At 40.5% G+C, this 14,163-nt stretch carries 15 protein-coding genes; 9 read left to right on the top strand and 6 right to left on the bottom strand.

Annotation, left to right across the window (positions count from 1 at the left end; all coding sequences use genetic code 11):
* The first annotated feature begins 11 nt into the window (after positions 1-11).
* The 4 genes from DBX24_RS06080 to DBX24_RS06065 all read left to right on the top strand — a co-directional run bounded on the left by DBX24_RS06080 (position 12) and on the right by DBX24_RS06065 (position 3,440).
* Entirely contained in the window at positions 12-413 is a 402-nt protein-coding gene (locus tag DBX24_RS06080; protein WP_160224299.1) for a type II toxin-antitoxin system VapC family toxin, read from the top strand.
* Between the two features lie 134 nt (positions 414-547).
* Positions 548-1,273 (top strand): nitroreductase family protein, encoded by a 726-nt coding sequence (locus DBX24_RS06075; protein WP_160224298.1) that lies wholly within the window; start codon positions 548-550, stop codon positions 1,271-1,273.
* Between the two features lie 56 nt (positions 1,274-1,329).
* On the top strand, positions 1,330-2,346 hold the full coding sequence (fbp, locus tag DBX24_RS06070; protein WP_120489505.1) for a class 1 fructose-bisphosphatase: 1,017 nt from the start codon (positions 1,330-1,332) through the stop codon (positions 2,344-2,346).
* A gap of 89 nt (positions 2,347-2,435) precedes the next feature.
* Positions 2,436-3,440 carry an o-succinylbenzoate synthase gene (locus tag DBX24_RS06065; protein ID WP_160224297.1) on the top strand — a complete coding sequence of 335 codons (1,005 nt, stop codon included), beginning with the start codon at positions 2,436-2,438 and terminating at the stop codon, positions 3,438-3,440.
* Between the two features lie 432 nt (positions 3,441-3,872).
* Here the strand turns inward: DBX24_RS06065 and DBX24_RS06060 are convergent, their stop codons facing one another.
* Complete coding sequence (locus DBX24_RS06060; protein WP_160224296.1) at positions 3,873-4,826, bottom strand: hypothetical protein; 954 nt, start codon at positions 4,824-4,826, stop codon at positions 3,873-3,875.
* A gap of 352 nt (positions 4,827-5,178) precedes the next feature.
* On the opposite strand from DBX24_RS06060, the gene DBX24_RS06055 reads away from it, so the two are divergent.
* The 4 genes from DBX24_RS06055 (at position 5,179) to DBX24_RS06040 (ending at position 9,522) form a co-directional block, all read left to right on the top strand.
* Positions 5,179-6,855: a glutamine--tRNA ligase/YqeY domain fusion protein gene (locus tag DBX24_RS06055; protein WP_160224295.1), complete on the top strand. Its 1,677-nt coding sequence runs from the start codon at positions 5,179-5,181 to the stop codon at positions 6,853-6,855.
* A gap of 81 nt (positions 6,856-6,936) precedes the next feature.
* Complete coding sequence (locus DBX24_RS06050; protein WP_120489509.1) at positions 6,937-7,536, top strand: HAD family hydrolase; 600 nt, start codon at positions 6,937-6,939, stop codon at positions 7,534-7,536.
* 316 nt (positions 7,537-7,852) lie between these two features.
* Entirely contained in the window at positions 7,853-8,197 is a 345-nt protein-coding gene (locus DBX24_RS06045) for a MerR family transcriptional regulator (RefSeq protein ID WP_160224294.1), read from the top strand.
* A gap of 11 nt (positions 8,198-8,208) precedes the next feature.
* The gene (locus tag DBX24_RS06040) at positions 8,209-9,522 is read left to right on the top strand and encodes a ComEA family DNA-binding protein (protein WP_160224293.1); all 1,314 of its coding nucleotides are present in this window, start codon (positions 8,209-8,211) and stop codon (positions 9,520-9,522) included.
* 8 nt (positions 9,523-9,530) lie between these two features.
* Here the strand turns inward: DBX24_RS06040 and truB are convergent, their stop codons facing one another.
* The 4 genes from truB to DBX24_RS06020 all read right to left on the bottom strand — a co-directional run bounded on the left by truB (position 9,531) and on the right by DBX24_RS06020 (position 12,342).
* Positions 9,531-10,229, bottom strand: a complete 699-nt coding sequence (gene truB / locus DBX24_RS06035) for a tRNA pseudouridine(55) synthase TruB (protein WP_160224292.1) — start codon at positions 10,227-10,229, stop codon at positions 9,531-9,533.
* A 16-nt stretch (positions 10,230-10,245) separates the two neighbouring features.
* Entirely contained in the window at positions 10,246-11,070 is an 825-nt protein-coding gene (locus DBX24_RS06030; protein WP_160224291.1) for an undecaprenyl-diphosphate phosphatase, read from the bottom strand.
* A gap of 25 nt (positions 11,071-11,095) precedes the next feature.
* Complete coding sequence (locus tag DBX24_RS06025; protein ID WP_160224290.1) at positions 11,096-11,377, bottom strand: DUF3098 domain-containing protein; 282 nt, start codon at positions 11,375-11,377, stop codon at positions 11,096-11,098.
* Positions 11,378-11,439: 62 nt separating this feature from the next.
* Positions 11,440-12,342 (bottom strand): cell division protein FtsX, encoded by a 903-nt coding sequence (locus DBX24_RS06020; protein ID WP_160224289.1) that lies wholly within the window; start codon positions 12,340-12,342, stop codon positions 11,440-11,442.
* Between the two features lie 272 nt (positions 12,343-12,614).
* On the opposite strand from DBX24_RS06020, the gene rsmA reads away from it, so the two are divergent.
* A complete protein-coding gene (gene rsmA, locus DBX24_RS06015) occupies positions 12,615-13,373 on the top strand; it encodes a 16S rRNA (adenine(1518)-N(6)/adenine(1519)-N(6))-dimethyltransferase RsmA (protein ID WP_160224288.1) in 759 nt (252 codons plus the stop codon).
* Between the two features lie 8 nt (positions 13,374-13,381).
* On the opposite strand, the gene DBX24_RS06010 is transcribed toward rsmA, so the two are convergent.
* The gene (locus DBX24_RS06010) at positions 13,382-14,158 is read right to left on the bottom strand and encodes a TatD family hydrolase (protein ID WP_160224287.1); all 777 of its coding nucleotides are present in this window, start codon (positions 14,156-14,158) and stop codon (positions 13,382-13,384) included.
* Positions 14,159-14,163: the final 5 nt, after the last annotated feature.

Below are 14,163 nucleotides of genomic sequence, written 5' to 3'. Positions count from 1 at the left end.
TGCGATATTTATTGGATACAAATACGCTTATTTTTGCCATCTCTGATAGAGAACAATTATCTAATGATATTTTAAATTTATTAGATGACTATTCTAATATTTTATATACAAGTTCTATTTGTATTGTGGAGTTATTACAACTATATCGTATAGAAAAAATATCTACTCAGTATAAAACTGCTGGAGAAATGATACAGGCTATTGAAGATGATTTTTATATAGAGATTCTCCCTTTTACAAAGCAACATACAAAGCTTCTCTCAAAATTAGAAATAGCTGATGGACACAATGACCCTTTTGACCACGCAATTATCTCCCAAGCAATTGCTGAGAAATTAAATGTAATAAGCTCCGATAGAAAATTTGAAAAATATACTCCTCAGAAACTCCTATTCACTTATAATAAAAGATAAGAGGATAAACGAGAAAGAAAATTAAATACACAAAATCAAAAGCTATGGAAAAGAAATACCTAAATACAAAATTTGAATTATATGAATAACGAGAATCACCTCTACCGACCCCTAATCTCTAATATCTAAAAAAGATGAATAATTTAAAAGAATTACTCGAGTTCAGAAGAGCAGTGCGCTACTATTCCAATCAACCAATCGACCCAGAAGTGGTAAAGGAATGCTTGGAAACCGCAAGGCTCGCACCAACTGCCTATAATATGCAACTTTTCGAGATGTATCACATCACTGATAAAGAAATGCTCAAAAAATTTGTGCCTGCGTGCCTTGATCAGGATAGTGTAGCTACCGCACAGCAACTCGTAGTATTCGTAACTCGACAAGATCTCCACCGAAAACGCGCCAAGGCGATGCTCGCACACGAAATTGAAAATGTAAAACGTAACAGTCCGCCCGAAAAAGTAGAAAAACGCATCAAAAAATGGGAAGCCGACTATAACAAACTAATGCCACTCCTCTATGCAAGAACTTGGGGCTTGCTCGGAGCCTTCCGTAAAACCCTATCCCTTACCGTGGGGCTCTTCCGACCAATGTATCGCCAAACATCCGAAAACGATATGCGTATAGATGTCCACCGTAGCTGTGCTTTAGCAGCTCAAACCTTTATGCTGGCAATGGCAGAAAAAGGATACGACACTTGTCCAATGGTAGGCATTGATAGCCTCCGTATCAAAAAACTCCTGCACCTGCCTTATGGTGCTGAAATCAATATGGTGCTAAGCTGTGGCATCCGAGAAGAACGAGGTATCTGGGGAGATAGATACCGTCTGCCGATGGAAGAACTCTATAAACGCATCTAAAAAATCATTAAAAATTATAATTATTTAACTCATATTAAACCAATAAATTTTTACTTATGTCAGAACAAGGATTACAGACTTTAGGAGAGTTTATCATTGAAAAACAAGATGACTTCCAGTATTCTACAGGGGAGCTTTCAAGACTCCTGAGTGCAATTAGACTTGCCTCTAAAATCGTAAATAGAGAGGTAAATAAAGCCGGGATAGCAGATATTATCGGGCGCGCTGGTAATACCAATGTACAAGGCGAGGAACAGCAAAAACTCGATGTGCTTGCCAATGAAATCTTCATCGCAGCACTCTCCCAAAGAGAGGTTGTTTGTGGGATTGCCTCCGAAGAAAACGACGATATTATAGAGATAAAAGCGGGCGAAAACGGACATCTCTCCAAATATGTAGTCCTGATTGACCCGCTTGACGGCTCTTCTAACATAGATGTAAATGTATCCGTAGGGACTATCTTCTCTATTTACAGACGGGTAACCGAGCCCGGCTCTCCCGTAGAGATGAAGGACTTCCTGCAAAAGGGTACAGAACAGGTAGCGGCGGGTTATATCGTCTATGGTTCTTCTACAATGATTGTCTATACCACAGGCAATGGCGTTAATGGCTTTACACTAGACCCAAGCCTTGGTACCTACTACCTCTCCCACCCCAATATGCAATTCCCCAAAAAAGGAAAAATCTATTCTATTAACGAGGGCAACTATATCAAATTCCCACAAGGAGTAAAAGACTATATCAAATACTGCCAGATGGAAGAGGAGGACAGACCTTATACCTCACGATACATTGGCTCATTGGTTTCAGATTTTCATAGAAATATGATTAAAGGTGGTATTTATATCTACCCTTCTACCTCACAATCTCCAAAAGGGAAACTTCGCCTCCTCTATGAATGCAATCCAATGGCTTTCATCGCTGAGCAAGCTGGTGGAAAAGCGTCAGACGGAAAAACGAGAATCCTCGAACTAGAACCTACCGAGCTTCACCAACGAGTACCTTTCTTCTGCGGAAGCATAGATATGGTAAGAAAAGCCGAAGAATTTATGGAAAATGCTGAGAAGCATTAAAAAACCAATATTATTTTAATCAACCCTGGGTATTGCAAGACTTCAAAATGAATGCTCTTGCAATGCTTTTTTAACTAAAATTTCAAACGATGAAAGCCCGTTTCTCTAAATATATCCTCAATTTCAAACGCCCAGCAGGCACCTCAAGAGGTATCCTCACACAAAAAGAAACCTATATCTTAGAAATATCCGATGGCGATAAAAAAGGCATAGGCGAATGTGCCCTGTTCCGAGGGTTAAGCTATGATGATACTCCTGACTATGAGGAAAAACTGAATTGGCTCTGCCAGAACATCAACCAAGATAGAGAAAGCCTGAAACACGAGCTCCTCCACTACCCATCTCTCTGGTTTGGCTATGAACAAGCGATGAATAACCTATCGCTCGGTGCCGACCGCTATTTTGAAAACGACTTTACCAAAGGGGTTGATTCCATAAAGATTAATGGGCTTATCTGGATGGGCAGTGTAGATTTTATGAAAGAGCAGATACAGGAAAAGCTCAGCCAGAACTTTGACTGCATAAAACTCAAAATAGGCGTTGATTGGGAGCAGGAAAAAGCTGTACTCTCTGAGCTAAGAAAAGCCTATCCTAAAGAAGTTCTGGAGCTCCGTGTAGATGCCAATGGTGCCTTCACCCCACAGCAAGCTACCGAAGTTCTAAATGCCCTACACAGCTTAGGAATACACTCCATAGAACAGCCCATAAAAGCAGGAAACTGGGAACAAATGCGCCAGCTATGCCAGCAAACTCCCACTTCCATTGCCCTCGATGAAGAGCTTATTGGGATAATAGACCTCGACAAAAAAATTCAGCTTCTCGATACTATATCCCCTCAATACATCATTCTAAAACCCTCACTCGTAGGTGGATTTTCAGGAACGGACGAATGGATCTCCCTCGCAGAAGAAAGGAATATCGGCTGGTGGATTACCTCCGCCCTTGAAAGCAATATCGGACTCAATGCCATAGCTCAATACACCTACTCCAAGTACCCAAAAATCCCACAAGGGCTTGGCACGGGCTCACTTTTTACCAATAACTTCCCAACACCATTGATTTTAAAAGGGGATAAACTTAGGTTTAAACGCTAAGCTTTGTGCTATTGGCTAATTGGCTACTAGCTTTTGGCTAAGCCTCACCGGCTACGGTGTGTCTGTCATGCTGTGGCTGCCCCACTGGCTACGGTGCAGTAGGCAGTGGATGGTAAAAAAAGAGGATGATATCCTCAAAAACAAGCCTCAAAAAGTATAAAATTTTACCTTTGTAAGTTATTGATTTCCAAAACTCACAGAGGAGGTAAAAAAACTGACTGAGTTTTTCAAAAAACTGACTGCCTTTTTTTAAAAACTGACTGAGTTTTTTCAGAAACTGACTGTTGGCTTTTAGTAATGAGTATAAACTTCAAATTCTCGGCTTAGTACTAAAAAATTATGAATACTCTATCTTGAGAAGAATAAAATTTTATCAAACAGAAAAAGAGCTACCGACTTTGTCAGCAGCTCTTTTTATATACAAAGCAAAATTTATTTAGTAATCCATTCTTCCCCATCCGAGATAATACATTTGCTTTCTCCTGCTTCTATTGTGCTTTTACCAAGTGCACCCGTAGAGATAGTAGCGTTTTTAGAGAAGAAACAAAGTTCTCTACCTTTATCATCTTTAGCCGAAGGCAGCTTGCCCAGTGTAGCCGAAGCAGAGCCTGTATACTTAATCATATAATCTCCTTCTTCTATTATAATATGGCTATCACTTGTAGTTCTTACACTTTTATATACTGCGCCATTTTCAGCTTGTTTATTCGAAGATTTCCCTGCTACACCACTTACTTTTAAAACTCCATCACTATCTACAACTACAAAACGAATTCCGCTGTTTGTAGCTAAGCCTGTAATCTTAACATTACCATCTACCGTTAATTTATGGCTTGGGGCAGTCTTACCATATCTATTGCCTATACCTACATTTCCATTATCAGAAATAATCATCTGACTTCCCTGATTTTTTCCTCCTCCTTGATAAGCCCAAAAATGTAAGCCTGGTAAATATTTTTGATATTCGTCGGTTACTCCTGGCTTAGTATTGGTCATATTATAAAGTGCCCAAGTCTTAATAGCATTGCCATCCTTAATCGTATTGGTAAGGTATAAAGCTCCCCCTTCATTAGTTTTGTCTTCGGACATAAAGTAACCTTTTTTTAGAAGCATATGACCATCTTCTACTGTTATTGATTCTTTTGGAGTATCCGTTCCAATCCCAACTTTTCCATCCGATTTTACAATTAAAAGTTTGTTGGAATCTTTATCATTTACCTCCAATACTTTACTCGTATTACCTTTTGCTTTTACATTAAGTGTAGCGGATGGTGTTTCAGTATTTATCCCTACTCTACCCTCATACTGCTGTTGTGCTACTAATGTTACCCCAAAGCCAATAAAGGCTAATACTCCTGATTTCTGAAAAAAATTTCTTACTATCATAATAAAATATTTGTCCCCCGACCTCTAAAAAGGGACTTGTTGTTATTAGTTTTTATTAGTATTCATCTCAAAATAGAGGTCAGCTTTTGAGACTTTCTTCTTTTATCTCTCCATAATATTAATGCCAAATACAAATAATGAAAAACGACTAATTGTATTTATGGTATTCCTTCTTTTTTACAGTTTTAAGGAAGCAAAAGTAAAGAATATTTTATGCTCAACAAAACACTGGCTAACCTGTTGAAGGTACAATATTGAATTTTAGCAGAGCTATAAATAAGGGTGAAAGGCATCTACCTGATAAAGAATAATACCCCTTAATTTACTATATTTGTACTCTTATTTTTAGAATATGGACGAAGAAAAAAAATCCCTCAATTTCATTGAGCAAATCATAGAAGAAGATGTAGCAAACGGGCTTAGCCCTGATAAAATCCGTTTTCGTTTCCCACCAGAACCTAATGGCTATCTGCATATCGGGCATACGAAGGCTATTTGTATCAACTTTGGTTTGGGTGAAAAATACAACGCTCCCGTAAACCTCCGCTTCGATGATACCAACCCAGAAAAAGAAGAGCAGGAGTTTGTAGATTCCATAAAGAAAGATGTAGAATGGCTCGGCTTTAAGTGGGATAAGGAGCTCTACGCTTCGGATTACTTCCAGCAGCTTTATGACTGGGCAGTAAGGCTCATAAAAGAAGGGAAAGCCTATGTAGATGAACAACCCTCTGAACTCATTACCGAACAAAGGAAAAACCCTACAGAACCTGGTATAGAATCTCCGTACAGAAACCGCCCTATCGAGGAGTCTCTCGACCTTTTTGAGCGAATGAAGAAGGGAGAGTTTGAAGAAGGGGCAATGTCTCTCCGTGCAAAAATAGATATGACCTCTCCCAATATGAATATGAGAGACCCTGTGATGTATCGTATCTTGAAGAGGCCTCACCACAGGACAGGTACAAGCTGGAAAATCTATCCTATGTACGACTGGGCACACGGCGAGAGCGATTATATAGAACAAATCTCCCACTCGCTTTGCTCTTTGGAGTTTGAAAACCACAGACCGCTTTACGACTGGTATCTTGACCAAGTCTATACGGAAGGAACTATCAGAAACAAACAGCGAGAGTTTGCCCGAATGAATGTAACCTACATGATTACTTCTAAAAGAAAGCTCCAAAGACTGGTGGCAGAAGGAGTGGTTACAGGCTGGGACGACCCGCGAATGCCTACCGTCTCTGGACTTAGACGCAAGGGCTATACACCGGCTTCCATCCGAAACTTTATCGAGCGGGTAGGTGTAGCAAAAAGAGAAAACCTGATAGACATCCAACTATTGGAGTTCTGCGTAAGGGAAGACCTCAACAAAGTGGCAAAAAGAATGATGGTCGTAATGAACCCCATTAAGCTCATCATAGAAAACTACCCAGAAGGAAAAACCGAATGGGTAGAAACAGAAAACAACCCCGAAGACGAGAACGCTGGAACAAGGCAAGTACCTTTCTCCCGAGAGATTTATATAGAAAGAGAGGACTTTAAAGAAGAAGCCGATAAGAAATTCTTCCGATTAAAACTCGGTGGCGAGGTAAGGCTTAAATCTGCCTACATCATCAAAGCAGAAAGGGTAGAGAAAGATGAGCAAGGCAATATAACGACCATCTACGCTACCTATGACGAGAAATCCAAGTCTGGAAGTGGCACAGAAGAAAGCCTCCGAAAGGTAAAAGGTACGCTGCATTGGGTTTCTGCTGATAATGCCCTTCCTGTGGAGGTTCGCGTGTATGACAGGCTCTTCACCACCGAGCAGCCCGATGCAGAGAAAGACACCGACTTCCTGGAATTTGTAAATCCAGACTCCCTAAAAGTAGTAACGGCCTATGCAGAACCAGCACTTAAAGAAGTGAAAGTAGGCGAGCCGCTCCAATTCCAGCGAATAGGCTACTTTACCAAAGATGAGGACAGCACGGAAGAAAAATTGGTGTTTAACCGAACCGTTACCCTGAAAGATTCTTACAAACCCGCGAATTAATAATTAGCTCAAAAATACCCAAAAGTGCTGAGGAGGCTTTTCTCAGCGCTTCTTAATTTTACCAGAATAAAATAGAAAACTATGAAGAATATTATCTTTGATTTCGGAGGAGTGCTCGTAGACTGGAACCCTCGATATATGTACAGAAAACACTTCCAGACGGAGGAAGAAATGGAGTTTTTCCTTAAAAATATCTGTAATGATGAGTGGAATGCCGAGCAAGATAGAGGCCGCCCCTTTGCAGAAGCCATAGCCCTCCTCCAAAAGCAGTACCCTAGCTATGCCGATAAAATTGCCCTATACTGGGACAAATGGGAAGAAATGCTAAAAGATGAAATACACGGCACAGTACAGATTCTCCACGAATTAAAGGCTCACTACACCCTCTACGGACTTACAAATTGGTCAGCTGAGACCATAGATTTTGCCTTCCAGCGGTTTGATTTCTTCAAAGAATTTCGTGGAATTTTAGTTTCTGGCAGAGAAAAACTCATCAAACCTGACCCAAAAATCTTTCAGCTCCTCTTTCAGCGGTTTAATATATCACCCTCCGAAAGCCTTTTCATAGATGATAATGAAGCAAATATAAAAACAGCAAAATCACTTGGCTTACAAGGAATTCTCTTTAAAACCCCCACACAGCTAAGACAGGATTTAGAGGCGATGAAGCTACTTTCGTAAATTTTTATTGTACTGTTTTGTTTAAGCCTACTATTCAGTTGGCTTTATTCATCATATTCTAATGATAATTTCAATAGCTTTAAAATTGGATTTCCTTTCACCATCTATTACGAATTTCATATTGATAAAAATAAATAATTCAGCTACTTACCTATAAACTTACTGAAAAATATCATCATCTTTCTTATCGGCAGTATTATTCTGGTCAGGCTTTTCATCAAAAAAACTCATAAGAAAAAGTAAAAGCAGAGAAGCAATACCCTCATTATAACATCAAAAAAGATTTTTCTTACTTTTGGAGGGTTAATTTTTCGCTATGCTCAATATCAATTTACCCGATAAACTCTACTACTCCATAGGCGAGGTGGCCAGAGCCTTTGATGTAAATCCATCGCTTATACGCTATTGGGAGAAGCAGTTCCCCATTCTCCAGCCCAAAAGAAATAGGAAAGGAAACCGATACTTCACTCCAGAGGACATTAAGAATCTGAAGATGATCTACTACCTCGTAAAGGAGAAAGAATATACACTCGACGGCGCGAGGATAGCCCTCACCACCAATGCAAAACTCTCCGAAACCGTCTCTATGATTGATAGGCTCAATTTTGTAAGGGCAGAGCTCATCAAACTGAAAGAATCTTTAGTTGATAAACCCCAGTAAACCTACGACTAATGAAAGTCCCACTATCACTTTCTATCAGGCTCAAACAGTTAGTTTGGCTGATAAGCCTTGCTACCGTTATAGGATTACTACAAATTAGTTTTTGGGCTTTTCAAAACTCATCAAAGACTGAGATACCTGCACTGAAATTCATTAACCCTGAGACTGAAAATATTCCCCAAAACCTTTCCGAATTTAATCCCAATGAATTGGATAAAGAAGATTGGATAAAGCTCGGTTTTACGGAGAAACAAACCCAAACCATTCTTAAATATAAGGAAATAGTGGGCGGTGAGTTTCGCTCCAAAGAGCAGCTCAAAAAATGCTATGCCCTCTCCGAAGAGAAATACAACGCACTGAAGGACTACATCCTCCTGCCGGAAAAAACGCAATACAACAATAATACCTACAAAAAAAGGTCAAGAGAGCTGAGTATCAAAGGGAGGTTCAACCCTGACCACTACAGCCAAAAAGATTGGGAAGCAATGGGCTTCTCCGAAAAGCAATCAATGGCAATTTTAAAATATAAGGACTACTTGGGAGGCAGTTTTGTGAGCAAAGAGAAGTTTAAAGAATGTTTCATCATCAGTGATGAAAACTATCAAAAGCTCTCGCCTTACCTCATCTTACCCGAAAAAACTCCCGATGACTTCAGAAAATTTAAAAGCGAGAAACCAAAGATTGCCCTTCAAAACTTTGACCCAAATGACTTAAACCAAGAAGACTGGCAAAAGATGGGCTTCTCTGAAAAGCAGTCCGCTGTTATCATTAATTATAAAAACAAAAAACTCGGCGGTACTTTCAAAACACTGGAAGACATTAGAAACTGTTTCGTTATCTCCGAGCAGAAGTTTGAAGAATTAAAGCCTTTCATCCAGCTAAAACCACAGAAAAATACAACTGAAAGCATAGCTCCAGCTCAGATTTCAGAAACCGATTTCACAAAAGTGGATTTAAATAAGATTAGCTTTGACCAGCTTATAGAGTTCGGGTTTGATAAAAGAGCGGCAAGCTCTTACTTAGGCTTTAGAAGGAAACTCGGTGGCTTTGCCGATAAAAAACAAATCTTAGACACCTATAATATAGATAAGGTATTGGCTGAAAAGCTGATTTCTACCTGCTACCTTGATGATTCTTCGGTAAAGAAATATTCGCTGCTCAATGCACCAGAAGATTGGCTAAAAGATCACCCATACTTTAAATACTCCGCGGATAAAATCATCTACTACCGTATCTCTACAAATGACGAAAAAAAGATATGGAAACTCCTTAAACTAAAACCAGAATACGAGCAGAGAATGAAGCTCTACATCATTCCCAATTAGGTAAAGCCCTACTCTGCTTCGGAGAAAAGGAAATCATTGGTTAGATAATCTGATGACGCTTCCTCTACTGAATACGCTCCAATTTTGGTGCGCCTAAGAGCAGTAAGATATGCCCCCACCCCGAGCTCCTGACCGATATCGTGAGCCAAACTGCGGATATAAGTACCCTTAGAACAACCAACAGTAAAAGACACCAGCGGAAGGCTAATCTCCACATCCTTTATATAATGTATAGTGGTTTTCCTTGCCTTCATCTCTACAGATTGCCCTGCTCTTGCGAGGTCATACGCCCGCTCGCCATCTATTTTAAGCGCAGAGAATACTGGTGGCCGCTGATCTATCTCCCCAATAAACTTACCTAATGCAGCAGATATATTCTCCTCCGTAATATGAGTATAATCTCGGTGAAGGATTTCAGGTTTTTCAGTATCATAAGACTCGGTTTGTACTCCGATTTTTATCTCCGCACGATATTCCTTCTCCGCATCTTGGATGAGGGGAATCTGCTTAGTAGCTTTACCCGTACAGACGATAAGCAAGCCCGTAGCCTTAGGGTCTAGCGTACCTGCGTGCCCTACTTTTATCTTTCTCAGCTTGAACTCCCTTTTCAGCTTGAACTTTATCTTATTCACTGCCTGAAAGCTCGTCCAATCCAATGGTTTATCTACCAACAGCACCTTGCCCGCCTGTATATCTTCTATCTGCATTTTGATTTTTTAAGCATTAAACCTGTTGTTTCAGGTAGAAATAAATGTATAAAGCGATGCCAACAAAGATTCTGTACCAGCCCCAAGGTTTAAAACCATATTTATTGAGCAGGCTGATAAAAGTTTTAATCGCAATAAGCGCTACTACAAACGCCACTACATTCCCAAGGATAAAGACCATAATATTTTCAGAAGAAGAGAGAATCATCTCATAGCCTTTCATAGGAGTTGGGGTTTCTTTTCCCCAAGTTTTTACAAAAACCGAATAAACGGTAACAGCAAGCATTGTAGGAACTGCCAAAAAGAAAGAGAACTCTGCAGCCGCCTTTCGGGTAACGCCCTGCACCATCCCCCCAATAATAGATGCTGCGGAGCGGCTGGTACCAGGCATCATTGCGAGACATTGCCAGAAACCTATCGCCACAGCGGTTTTAATGGGCATTTGCTTTTCATCTTCTATCTTCGGATTTTTAAACCAAGAGTCGGCAAAAAGCAATACCACTCCCCCAAAAACCAAAGCCGATGAAATGGCAATCTGATTCCCTAAAACAGCTTCTATTTTATCATCAAAGAGGTAGCCGAGAATTAAAGCGGGGATAACCGCAAAGGTGAGTTTTACATAAAGCTGAAAATTGTTTAAATCAAAAAACTTCTTCCAATAAGCCACTACCACAGAGAGAATAGCCCCAAACTGAATAGAGACCTGAAACATCTTGAGAAATTCTGTTTCCTCCATTCCCATCATATTTGCAACAAAGCCCATATGCGCGGTGGAAGAAATCGGAAGATATTCGGTAAGCCCCTCTACAATAGCAATGAGAATTGATTTGAGTAAATCCATTATCAGTTTTTGTTTTTACGATAAATTATTTCTTTTTGAGGATAGCATAGACCTCCACGATGAATCCTGAAATAACGAGCAGAGGCGCAATCCTAATCCGCCTGATAGAGAAAATATCCTCATTCCAATAGTTGGGATTAAGCGTACCATCGGGTTGTGTATTGGCATCATTGCCCAGCATTAATAAAAACCCAAGAGCAATCAGCCCCAGCCCTATCAGCATCCATTTATAATTCTCCCTCCCGAAATAGAAGCCCTGATTTTGGCTCTCCTTAGCCTCTTTGGGAATAGCTTTATCATTTTTCATTACCAAGATATTAATAGAAAAAGAGACATAAGACCCGTTCCTATGCCTCATTAAAATCGTTTTTAGTTATAGTAGAGCTCATCTACGCTCGTTCTAAGGAACCTCCAAGTAGCAATTACAGTGCTGAGTACCGTAATGAAAACACCAATGCAGAAGATAAGGAGGATGAGGTAAGAATACTGAGTAATGTCCTGCTCAGAATACCTCTCGCCAATCTGCAATGTGAAGTAATACCACACACCAAAGAGTGCTGCCGTGCCGATAATAGCTCCGATAAGCCCCAAAACCACCGCTTCCTTTACAAATGGTTTTAAGATAAATCTTCGCTTTGCTCCTACGAGCTGCATCGTCTTGATGATAAACCTCTTTGAAAATATTTTAAGGCGAATAGAATTATTAATTAACACAATGGCAAGGACTAAAAACAGAAGAGAGAAACCAAAAATCCACTTCAAAATGCGGTCTAAATTATTATAAACCTCCATCATAAGGGTACTGTCGTTCTTAACCTCCACTATACCTTTCACAGCAGAAATCTGCTTAATAGCAGCATTAATCTTAACAGGGTCTATATACTCTGGCTTTAGGGTAACCTCCACAGATGACGGATAAATGAGCTTCTCAAACAGCGCATCCGAATCTACTCCCAAGCCTGCTTTCGCTTCCTGAACCGCCATCTCTCGGCTAATATATTTCGCCCTTTTCACAGGCTGAAGCTGCTGAATCTTCTCCAAAGCCTCCTGCTCCATTTGATTGATTTTAAGAGAATCCTTTTCATCATAATCATTATCAAAATATGCACTCACCACAAGCTGCTCCTTGATATAATCCGAATACTTCTGAGCCTTGATGAGAATCAAACCCATCAACCCCAAAAGAAAAAGCACCAATGCAATGGAAATAACCACCGTAATGTTGCTCGAACGAAGCCTCTTTCTATTAAAATCATCTGCTGTCTTAGCCATCTATGTAAAAAATTTTGGCTAAAATACAAAAAAATAATAAAAACCCACTCGCATTGGAAGCACTTAGCCCTTAGCAGGGCACGCAATTATCCTGTCGGGGCACCCCGAGTTCTTAGCAGGGCAGGCACCCACTCGCGTGGGGAGCAATTACACCGTAGCCAGTGAGACTCTTAATTCGTTTGCCGTTTTTAGCTAATAGCCAAAAGCCAGACGCCAGACGCCTCTTACTGACCAAAAAGATTTACTTTTGCAGAAATAAATAATCGGCGAGAATGGTAAAAGCAAAGAAGCACCTCGGTCAGCACTTTCTGACGGATGAAAATATTGCAGAGAAGATTGTAAAAGCCCTATCGGGAAAGGGATTTACCTATGTTTTGGAAGTAGGTCCAGGGATGGGCGTACTCACAAAATACCTTTTGGAAAAACCAGAGCGATTGCTCCTTGCAGAGATTGATGAGGAGTCTATCTCCTACCTTAAAGACACTTATTCCACACTTTCGGATGCACATTTTAAAGGCGATTTCCTGAAAATGGATTTTAGCTTTTTAGAAGAGCAAGTAGCGGTTATCGGGAATTTCCCTTATAATATTTCGTCTCAGATTCTTTTTCAGATTATAGAGCATTACCGCCAAATCCCCGAAATGGTAGGGATGTTTCAGAAGGAAGTTGCCGAGCGAGTGGCAGCACAGCCGAGAACGAAAGACTACGGAATAGTCTCAGTGATGGTACAGGCATACTACGATGTGAAGTACCTCTTCACGGTTCACGAGAATGTCTTTAACCCTCCTCCAAAAGTAAAATCTGGTGTGATAAGGCTCGAGAGAAACCCCAAAGAAGGCTTAGAAGGAAATGAGGTGCTGTTTAAAAGTATTGTAAAAACGGGCTTCAACCAAAGGAGGAAGAAACTCTCCAATGCGCTGAAACCACTCGGCATACCCGAGCATTTAAAAAGCCATCCTTTCCTCGAAAAACGAGCGGAAGAGCTATCAGTAGAGGATTTTATTTCTTTCACCAATGAATGGAAAGCATAAAAGCGCTGCTAAACCTTTGCCGAAGAAGGCTCAAAAATTCGCTTGGCATTTTGGGTGGTTATCCTATCCACTTCCTCATAGCTGATGCCGTAGATATCAACCAATTTTCCTGCGATAAAGCTGAGATAAGCACTTTCGTTTCTTTTCCCTCTATTGGGCACAGGAGCGAGGTAAGGGGCATCGGTTTCCAAGACGATATTCTCAATAGGAATCTGGCTAAGGTACTGGTCTATCTTCCCATTTTTAAAGGTAACAACGCCGCCAATCCCCAGCATAAAACCGAGCTCAACAGTCCTTTTTGCCTGCTCGAGGCTCCCACCAAAACAGTGGAATATCCCTCTGAGCTTAGTATGTTTTTTCCTATCCAAGACCTCAAAGACCTCATCAAAACTATCGCGCCCGTGAATGACGATAGGAATATCGTAATCTATCGCCCAATCGATTTGCTTTTCAAATGCCTTTACCTGAATATCCAGCGTAGATTTATCCCAATAGAGGTCAATCCCAATCTCACCAATCGCAGGAAACGCTCTCTGTTTTAAATATTCCTCAACGATTTGGAGCTCCTGCTCCCAAGTTTCTGGCTTTACTTCACAGGGGTGGATGCCTATCATTGCTTTCACCTGTGGGTATTCTGCCTCTAAGCTGAGCATTTTTTGATGAGTAGTAGAATTGATGGCAGGGAGGTAAAACTCGGTAACGCCAGCATCTAAGGCTCTCTGGATCACCTCTGCCCTATCGGCATCAAAGTCCTCTGAATAGAGGTGAGTATGGGTATCTATCATAAGAT

The sequence above is a fragment of the Bergeyella cardium genome (assembly GCF_009914665.1).
GTDB lineage: Bacteria > Bacteroidota > Bacteroidia > Flavobacteriales > Weeksellaceae > Bergeyella_A > Bergeyella_A cardium.
The sequence above is the reverse complement of the archived record's forward strand: the minus strand, read 5'-3'. Positions and strand labels throughout refer to the sequence as shown.

What these genes read in the sequence shown, in the direction of transcription:
- DBX24_RS06075 (WP_160224298.1), top strand. Translation starts at nt 548, where the DNA reads ATGAATAATTTAAAAGAATTACTCGAGTTCAGAAGAGCAGTGCGCTAC.
- DBX24_RS06055 (WP_160224295.1), top strand. Translation starts at nt 5,179, where the DNA reads ATGGACGAAGAAAAAAAATCCCTCAATTTCATTGAGCAAATCATAGAA.
- DBX24_RS06010 (WP_160224287.1), bottom strand. Translation starts at nt 14,158, where the DNA reads ATGATAGATACCCATACTCACCTCTATTCAGAGGACTTTGATGCCGAT.
- DBX24_RS06065 (WP_160224297.1), top strand. Translation starts at nt 2,436, where the DNA reads ATGAAAGCCCGTTTCTCTAAATATATCCTCAATTTCAAACGCCCAGCA.
- DBX24_RS06025 (WP_160224290.1), bottom strand. Translation starts at nt 11,377, where the DNA reads ATGAAAAATGATAAAGCTATTCCCAAAGAGGCTAAGGAGAGCCAAAAT.
- DBX24_RS06060 (WP_160224296.1), bottom strand. Translation starts at nt 4,826, where the DNA reads ATGATAGTAAGAAATTTTTTTCAGAAATCAGGAGTATTAGCCTTTATT.
- DBX24_RS06040 (WP_160224293.1), top strand. Translation starts at nt 8,209, where the DNA reads ATGAAAGTCCCACTATCACTTTCTATCAGGCTCAAACAGTTAGTTTGG.
- DBX24_RS06050 (WP_120489509.1), top strand. Translation starts at nt 6,937, where the DNA reads ATGAAGAATATTATCTTTGATTTCGGAGGAGTGCTCGTAGACTGGAAC.
- DBX24_RS06020 (WP_160224289.1), bottom strand. Translation starts at nt 12,342, where the DNA reads ATGGCTAAGACAGCAGATGATTTTAATAGAAAGAGGCTTCGTTCGAGC.
- truB (WP_160224292.1), bottom strand. Translation starts at nt 10,229, where the DNA reads ATGCAGATAGAAGATATACAGGCGGGCAAGGTGCTGTTGGTAGATAAA.
- DBX24_RS06045 (WP_160224294.1), top strand. Translation starts at nt 7,853, where the DNA reads ATGCTCAATATCAATTTACCCGATAAACTCTACTACTCCATAGGCGAG.
- DBX24_RS06030 (WP_160224291.1), bottom strand. Translation starts at nt 11,070, where the DNA reads ATGGATTTACTCAAATCAATTCTCATTGCTATTGTAGAGGGGCTTACC.
- rsmA (WP_160224288.1), top strand. Translation starts at nt 12,615, where the DNA reads ATGGTAAAAGCAAAGAAGCACCTCGGTCAGCACTTTCTGACGGATGAA.
- fbp (WP_120489505.1), top strand. Translation starts at nt 1,330, where the DNA reads ATGTCAGAACAAGGATTACAGACTTTAGGAGAGTTTATCATTGAAAAA.